Genomic DNA, 7,143 nt, shown 5'->3' with positions numbered 1-7,143 from the left:
GGGACTGGATGCCAATTCCACCGGAAAAATACTCGTCAACGATGCGTTGCTTGAACTGCTCGTTGTACTTCGTCATGAAAAACACCCCAAAGGTTGGACGGGTGTCCAACTTTTGGGGTGCAATTCATTCGGGCGCCTTTTTTTTGTCCGCAGAAAGCGATGACGATAATCGGGAGCGTCCGAATGCAAAAAAGCGAGGCCCGTGCCTCGCTTTTTCGTTCTGCGCCCGTATGGCGCGGTGCGGGTCGACCGGTGGCTCAGCGCGTGTATTCGCCGTTGGCTTCCGGCTGGAACACGATCTCGGCGACCTTCATCAGCTTTTCGGCACCGCTCGGCTGCATCACCTTGACCATCTGGCCGCGTTGCGTGCCCAGCAGCGCCATGCCGACGGGCGAGAACACGTTCAAGCGGCCGAGTTCGAGGTTGGCGGCGTCCGGATAAACGATCGTCCAGGTGGCCTGTTCCTGGGTCGCTTCGTCGAGCAACGTGATTTGCGAGTTCATCGTGACGACGTTCGCCTTGATGGCGTCGGGCTGGACGATATCGGCGCGTTCGAGCAGCGTGTCGAGCATCGTCTGAAAGCGCGGGTTGTGCTCGGCGTGCTTTTCGAGGCGAGCGACGTCGAGTTCGGTCAGCTGGTAAAGGCGTTGTTTCATGGGAGTTCTCCAAATGATCGGCAGGGGCAGGCGTGGCGTGCCTATGAGGATCGCCCGGAGCCTGTCTGACCTGGCTCCGGGGTGGAGACCGAGCGGTCAGATCAGGCGCCGGGCAGGGGCGAGCGGCGCCTGGGCCGTGCGTCGAGCGAGGGGATGCGCCGGCTGGCCGGCGCACGCGCGCACGCCGGCCGGGCCGGACGGCGAAACCGAAAGGGGCGTGAGCGCGTACATGGTGGACGGAATATCGACTGGCGAATAAAACCTTACGATTCTACAACACAACCGTCCGGGCAAGTGATTCGATTGTTGGCGTTTCGTCAGCGATTGTTGTGCGGATGAAGCAAGTTGCAACGCCTCTGTCTGAAAACCATCGGCGATTTTTTCCAGAAACGCAACGCTGTATATTCAAACTAAGGGTTTCCCCTTGGTTCGGCGAGCACTACACTGGACTCAATCGCTTCAGACAGTCCCCGTCGAGGCGACGTCAAAAGACAACATATTCCGGAGGTAAATCATGAAGTCGATCGTCTACGCAGCCATCGCCGCATCCGTCCTTGCCGCTCCGATTGCATCGTTCGCGCAGTCCGAGCAGGGGTTGACCCGCGCTCAGGTCAAGGCCGAACTCGTGCAACTCGAGCAGAACGGCTACAAGCCGGTGGCGAGCGATTCGCAATATCCGAGCGACATCCAGGCTGCTGAACAGCGTATCCAGCCGAACCAGCCTGCGCTCGCGCAGGCCGATACGAGCGGCTACGGTGCCGTGGCGACGGGTGCCGCACAATCCGGCCGCCGTGTGACGCGGGAAGCGCCAAATCCCGTGAATTCGGTCTACTTCGGTAACTAATTGAACGTTTCCCGGGTCTGCCCGAGCGCACCGCTGAATCGACGAGACGCGCGCTGACCGCGCGTCGTTCGCCCGCAGGAGCAGAACCTCCGTCGCCGCATGCCGGCGGCTTTGAGCCCAGACGCTGACGCGTTTGGGCCTTTTTTGCTGACGCGAATCAGGCCGACGTGACGGTAGGTGTGCCGTGGATATAGTGTTCGAGTTGGCTGATCGTGAACTGCTGATCGGCAATCACGCTCTTCACGAGGTCGCCGATCGAGATGAGGCCGACCAGCTTGCCGCCGTCGAGCACGGGCAGGTGGCGCATCCGGTGCTCGGTCATCAGCGCCATGCACTCGTCTGTGGATTGTGACGGTTCGACGTAGCGCACCTTCGCCGTCATGATTTCCTCGACGCGGGTGGCTTTCGACGAGCGGTCCTGCAGGACGATCTTGCGCGCGTAGTCGCGCTCGGTGACGATGCCCGCGATGTCGTCGCCGTCCACGACCAGCAGTGCACCGATACCCTTTTCGGCCATCAGCTTGATGGCGTCGTAGACGAGATCGGTCTTCGTGACGGTGTAGATGGTACGGCCCGAATCCGGCTTGGCCTTGAGAATCTGCGCGACAGTCGTGCTCATTCGCTTTCTCCGTATGCAGGTCGATGCAGGGCAGGCGGGACGTGATGCGCGTCACCCGGTGAGCCCAGTATAGCCGGGCGGGCGGCGGCAGTCGCGTGACGTTTCCAGATTAGCGGTAAACTCCCGTCACGCACCATCCACACAACTCCTACATTCCTGAACGTTTCCATTGAATTCATGATGTCTTCGCGTCCCCAATCGCCCTCGCCGGGCAATGGCCAGGCCGACGAGTGCGTGACGCTCGTCGCCACCGCGTCGCTGCCTACGCGCTACGGTACGTTCACGTCATACGCGTTTCGCGTATCGGGCAGCGATGCCGAACATCTCGCGCTCGTGATGGGCGACGTGACCGGCGAGCAGTCCGTGCTCACCCGTCTGCATTCCGAATGCCTGACCGGTGACGTGTTCGGCTCGTACCGCTGCGATTGCGGCGAGCAACTCGATCTCGCGTTGCGCTACATCGCCGCCGAAAACCGCGGCGTGCTGCTATATCTGCGCGGTCATGAAGGCCGCGGCATCGGCCTGAGCAACAAGATCCGCGCGTACGCGCTGCAGGAGCAGGGGCGCGATACCGTCGAGGCGAACCGCGATCTCGGTCTCCCCGACGACGCCCGCGAATACGATTCGGCCGCCGCGATCCTGCGCATCCTTGGCGTGACGTCGGTGCGGCTGATGAGCAACAACCCGAAGAAGTTCGACGCGCTCGTGAAGCACGGTATTCCCGTCTGCGAGCGCGTGGCGCTCGCGGTGCCCGTGCGCGAGGAAAACGAACGTTATATCCGCACGAAGCAAACGAAGTTCGGGCATTACTTCGAAGAAAATGAATAGTGGAAACTTTGGCGTTATCCGGATTGCTCTGAATTGATCTGGTGAATCCAGTAAGCTTTTGATTTAAAAGTGAATATTTGGATTCCGTCGTGTCGGCGCCTGCATGGGCGCTTGCCTCCGCATGGCCAAGCACGTTGCGTCGGCGTGGTTTTTTCGGCGTTGTGCACCAAACCTACATCGTTTTTTAGGCAGATTCCCGGGCCTCATCTCTAGGTTTCGATAAGTCGACAGTCGTTGACGTTTTGCCACAAATCGTTGATTAACGGTCGAACCGCTTGCGACGAGCGACGTGCGCTATGCGGGGGCACTTGACGCCTTGATCTCTGCGTGGGAAATAACGCGTTGGCGAACGGAAATTTCGTCTGCAGTTCGTGGGCCCGTCGCAACAATAATTCGCTTGATCGCTTCGCTGGCTAAAGCCCGTAGCGGATGCGCGTGCGTATGGTCAATCCTCACTTTCCGCTCAGCGCTTTGGCGTTACCAGGCAATTGGGCGATCCGGGGGACGCGGCGTCCGCATTGTTCCGTTCGCCTCCTCCGACGCCGGCCGGCACCTCGCCACACCTGGACAGGGCCTTCTCCAGACGTACTGTGTCCATTCCGTGGTCTGACGTGGCGTGTCATGCTTGCGATTGTCGTGGCAATATTCCGGCCATTAATCCTGTGGGCCTGAATGCAGAGGGGCTGGGTATTGCAGTGACGTCTTTGCGACGATGATCCGCAGTTTCGCGTCGTCGGCTTCTTCACCTCCAAGTGGCGCGGAAAAGGAATGGATCTGGATTGGAAACAGCGCACGCATCAGTACGTCCAGTCGCGGCGTCAACACCCTGCCTGGCAATTGCTGGCGGCGCGTAGCGCACCGCTCGTGCTGAGTTGCTTACAGACGTTGTTTGAAAAGAGTCACGACGGTATTGAGGTCGACGTGGCCGAACAAATGCTCGCAGCCGTGCTGGAGCAGCACGCGAATTCAGACGAATTTGGCGTTGATCCCGAGGGCGATTGTGCGGCACTGGCGCGCAAGGAGCTGCGGGGATGGATTCGGCGTTCGTTGCTGATTGAACGGGCTGGGCGTCTCTATGCCACCGATGCGCTCGAGGAAGCGCTGCGATTCGTCGCCGCCCTGGACGGGCGCTTAATGACCTCGACGGCATCACGGCTATCGATCGTGCAACGCGAGATCGAAAACCTGGAATCCAACCTTAATCCGGATCGTCGAAGTAGATCGCGCTATTTGCAGCGGAAGATCCAGGAGTTGGAGCGGGAACTCGAAGACGTCAAGACGGGTAACGTGCGTGCGATGACGGAATCGGAGGCTATCGAGGGTATCCGGGAAATCTACAATCTGGCTACGAGTTTGCGTGCCGACTTTCGTCGGGTCGAAGACTCTTATCGTGAGGCCGATCAAGCGTTGCGGCAGTCGATCATTAGCGAGCGCGGTCATCGGGGCGCGGTCGTGGACAAACTGTTGAACAGCCATGACGAACTGCTCGAAACCGCCGAAGGAAAGGTTTTTCGCGGTTTTCAGCAGCAGTTGGGACGCTCTGCCGAACTCGACGCGATGAAGCATCGGCTGCGCCAGATCATTCAGCATCCCGCCACGCGCTCGGCACTCAATCCCAGCCAGCAACATGAACTGCGCTGGCTCATCATCCGCCTGATCGACGAATCGGCAGCGGTCATCCGCGCGAGAGCTCGAAGTGAACGTGACGTCAAGGGGTTCCTCCGTACGGGACTTGCGGCCGAACATCATCGGGTTGGCGAACTGATCCACGACGTGTTGCAGCAAGCGCTGGCACTCGACTGGGCGAGCGCCTCGACGCGCAACATGGACGGTCCGTTGCCGCCCGTTGCAATTTCCGTGGCGGGTCTACCGCTCGTGGAAAGAATCAGGTTCAAGGCCATTCAGGACGATGCGCGACTCGTGCTCGAACTGCAGGCGCGAAGCATGGACCCACGATCCATCGACGACGAATTTTGGGAGGCGTTCGATGGTTTGGATCGACAGGCACTGTGTGAGAGTACGGTGGCGTTGCTCGAGCAACATGGCACGCGCATGGGGATCGCAGAACTGGCGCGGCATCTGCCGCCGACGCATGATCTGGAGACAATCGCGCTCTGGTTGAGCATGGCGCGGGAAGCAGGGGTTTCGATGGACGGGGAGCGGGAAAGCGTCGACGTAATGGGGCGTGATGGCATGCCGCTGCGCTTTGACGTTCCGGTCGTGGCGCTCGGTTTCGACGACGTGCGCGGCTTGGATATGGAGCTATAAGATGGTAAGCATATTCGATACGCTGACCGCATCGAAGGACGACGGACGTGAGGTTGACAAGGTTGCGCAGTTGTCGGGAGCTCATGACGAGGCCAGCGAATTTGACGCCGGTCCGTCGGCGGAGGCGGCGAGTTTCACATCTCGGGACGTGAAGGATGCATGCCAGGAACTGCTCAAATTCGGCCTTCTCGAGGTTGCTCGCAAACCCAACCTCTACCGGATTACCGCGACGAGTCGTGCAGACATCGACCGCATTCTGGAGCCGCTGGATTTGGTGCTCAAGATTGATGACATTCGTGGGCTGGCCTTCGTCAGTGTCGCTCAGTCGTACTGCCGTGAATCCGAGGACGACGAATGGTCTCATCCGCTGGTTCGCCGACAGCGCCTGACGCTAGAGCAATCGCTTCTGGTTGCGCTACTGCGGCAGCGCTATCTGGCTCATGAGCAGGAACGGGGTATCGGCGTCCCCGATGCACCTGCGTTGGTCGAAGATGTCGCTGCTCAGTTGCAACTCTACCTTGGAGGCTTGGGAAGCGACACGCGGGAACTCCAGCGCGCGCGCAATCTGCTCGATAAGCTCAAGCCGCATGGGGTCGTCTCGGAAGTCGACCAGCAGGATCAGTTTATGATTCGCCCGATTATTGTCCATCTTGCCAATCCCGAGAACTTGTTAGGGTTGCTCCAGGCGCTCAAGCAGGCATCGCCGGGCATACAGCGCACGGATGATTGTGCGCCGGTGGGGGACGACGGGGAGATTGCATGATCTCGGCCAACTCGGACCATCGCGCTATCGACGCGCTGTTGTCGACGCCGGCATTCATTCTCACCCGTCTCGATCTCTTCAATTGGGGGCCGTTCGGCGGGCGCCATCAGGCAGCCATCGATATCGAAGGTACGGCGATCATTGGCCAGACAGGCAGCGGCAAGACCACGCTCATTGACGCCCTGATGACGTTGATTGCCGCGCAGCCGCGCTACAACCTCGCGTCGACCGGAGGGCACGAGAGCGATCGCGACCTCGTCTCGTATGTGCGTGGGGTTTCCGGCGCGGGACGTGAAGGTGATACAGACCATATCTCCAGACCGGGAAAGACTGTGTCAGCGATTGCCGCTACCTTTGGCAATGGCAGCGACACGCTGACGATTGCCGGAATATTTTCGCTGGAGGGAAGCGGCTCCTCGGCCACTGAACTCGATCGGATCTGGATGATCGAGCGGGGCGCGGAGTTTGGTCTTGACGAATTGCTGGAATTGCATAACGCCGGGGGCAAGCGGGCGCTCAGGCAACATGAGCGAGCGTCTTCAGGGAGCCTGAAAGTATACGACAGCAAGAAGGCGTACATCCTGGAATTGCGTCGCATCTTCGAGGTCGGCGAGAACGCGTTCACCCTGCTCAATCGCGCGGCCGGCCTGAAGCAACTCAACAGCATTGACGACCTCTTCCGGGATCTGGTGCTGGACGATCGATCGGCCTTTCCGCGGGCGCTGGAGGTGGCGTCCGAGTTCGACAATCTCGCGGAGATTCGGGAGGAACTGGAGACGGCAAGAAAGCAGCGGGATTCGCTGGTGCCGATCGAAAAGGGGTGGGCGCAGCGTGCGGAGAGACTCGAGCAGCGGGATCTTCAGGTTCGTCTCGTTTCGCTTTTGCCCATCGCGGTTGCGACTCGCGAGCATCAATTGTGGGTCGATCGGGAGCGCGAACTGGGACAGGAGAAAGCGGGCTGTGAACGACGGATCGAAGACCACACCCGTCGCACAAAGGAGCTCGAATCAGCGGCACAAAGGCTGCGCGACATCTATCGGAGGTATCCGGAATTTAGTGTGTGAGGCGGGTTGAGATTCAGACTCCAATGTTGAATCGTTCTGGGTAAAGCAGTGCGAACTGAGTCATGGCGCTCTTCCAATCGTGCCGGGAACCCGTCCACTTG

The 7,143-nt window shown here is 59.9% G+C and carries 7 protein-coding genes; 5 read left to right on the top strand and 2 right to left on the bottom strand.

Translation table 11 applies throughout. The annotated features are described in order from the left end of the window. Positions 1 to 257: 257 nt before the first annotated feature. Positions 258 to 656, bottom strand: coding sequence for a GreA/GreB family elongation factor (locus LGN10_RS33220; RefSeq protein WP_027781009.1), 399 nt, complete (start codon positions 654 to 656; stop codon positions 258 to 260). Between the two features lie 514 nt (positions 657 to 1,170). Between LGN10_RS33220 and LGN10_RS33215 the strand changes: the two genes are divergently transcribed. Next, positions 1,171 to 1,500 (top strand): DUF4148 domain-containing protein, encoded by a 330-nt coding sequence (locus LGN10_RS33215; protein ID WP_059584855.1) that lies wholly within the window; start codon positions 1,171 to 1,173, stop codon positions 1,498 to 1,500. A gap of 157 nt (positions 1,501 to 1,657) precedes the next feature. On the opposite strand, the gene LGN10_RS33210 is transcribed toward LGN10_RS33215, so the two are convergent. After that, positions 1,658 to 2,119, bottom strand: coding sequence for a CBS domain-containing protein (locus LGN10_RS33210; protein ID WP_012339746.1), 462 nt, complete (start codon positions 2,117 to 2,119; stop codon positions 1,658 to 1,660). 177 nt (positions 2,120 to 2,296) lie between these two features. Here LGN10_RS33210 and ribA point away from each other — a divergent pair, with 177 nt between their 5' ends. From ribA to LGN10_RS33190, 4 genes are all read left to right on the top strand, one after another. Next, on the top strand, positions 2,297 to 2,947 hold the full coding sequence (ribA, locus tag LGN10_RS33205) for a GTP cyclohydrolase II (protein ID WP_226226268.1): 651 nt from the start codon (positions 2,297 to 2,299) through the stop codon (positions 2,945 to 2,947). Between the two features lie 768 nt (positions 2,948 to 3,715). Next, positions 3,716 to 5,215 (top strand): DUF3375 domain-containing protein, encoded by a 1,500-nt coding sequence (locus LGN10_RS33200; RefSeq protein WP_226093930.1) that lies wholly within the window; start codon positions 3,716 to 3,718, stop codon positions 5,213 to 5,215. 1 nt (position 5,216) lies between these two features. Continuing rightward, positions 5,217 to 5,978, top strand: coding sequence for a DUF4194 domain-containing protein (locus LGN10_RS33195; RefSeq protein WP_059584858.1), 762 nt, complete (start codon positions 5,217 to 5,219; stop codon positions 5,976 to 5,978). Next, positions 5,975 to 7,042: an ATP-binding protein gene (locus LGN10_RS33190; RefSeq protein ID WP_226226266.1), complete on the top strand. Its 1,068-nt coding sequence runs from the start codon at positions 5,975 to 5,977 to the stop codon at positions 7,040 to 7,042. The genes LGN10_RS33195 and LGN10_RS33190 overlap by 4 nt, the downstream gene beginning before the upstream one ends. Positions 7,043 to 7,143: the final 101 nt, after the last annotated feature.

It is taken from the genome of Burkholderia sp. AU32262 (assembly GCF_020419985.1).
Classification (GTDB): Bacteria; Pseudomonadota; Gammaproteobacteria; order Burkholderiales; family Burkholderiaceae; genus Burkholderia; species Burkholderia semiarida.
This window is presented reverse-complemented; position numbering and strand designations above follow the sequence as displayed.

Coding starts and splice junctions, on each gene's coding strand:
- LGN10_RS33220 (WP_027781009.1), bottom strand. CDS start 656: ATGAAACAACGCCTTTACCAGCTGACCGAACTCGACGTCGCTCGCCTC.
- LGN10_RS33215 (WP_059584855.1), top strand. CDS start 1,171: ATGAAGTCGATCGTCTACGCAGCCATCGCCGCATCCGTCCTTGCCGCT.
- LGN10_RS33210 (WP_012339746.1), bottom strand. CDS start 2,119: ATGAGCACGACTGTCGCGCAGATTCTCAAGGCCAAGCCGGATTCGGGC.
- ribA (WP_226226268.1), top strand. CDS start 2,297: ATGATGTCTTCGCGTCCCCAATCGCCCTCGCCGGGCAATGGCCAGGCC.
- LGN10_RS33200 (WP_226093930.1), top strand. CDS start 3,716: ATGGATCTGGATTGGAAACAGCGCACGCATCAGTACGTCCAGTCGCGG.
- LGN10_RS33195 (WP_059584858.1), top strand. CDS start 5,217: ATGGTAAGCATATTCGATACGCTGACCGCATCGAAGGACGACGGACGT.
- LGN10_RS33190 (WP_226226266.1), top strand. CDS start 5,975: ATGATCTCGGCCAACTCGGACCATCGCGCTATCGACGCGCTGTTGTCG.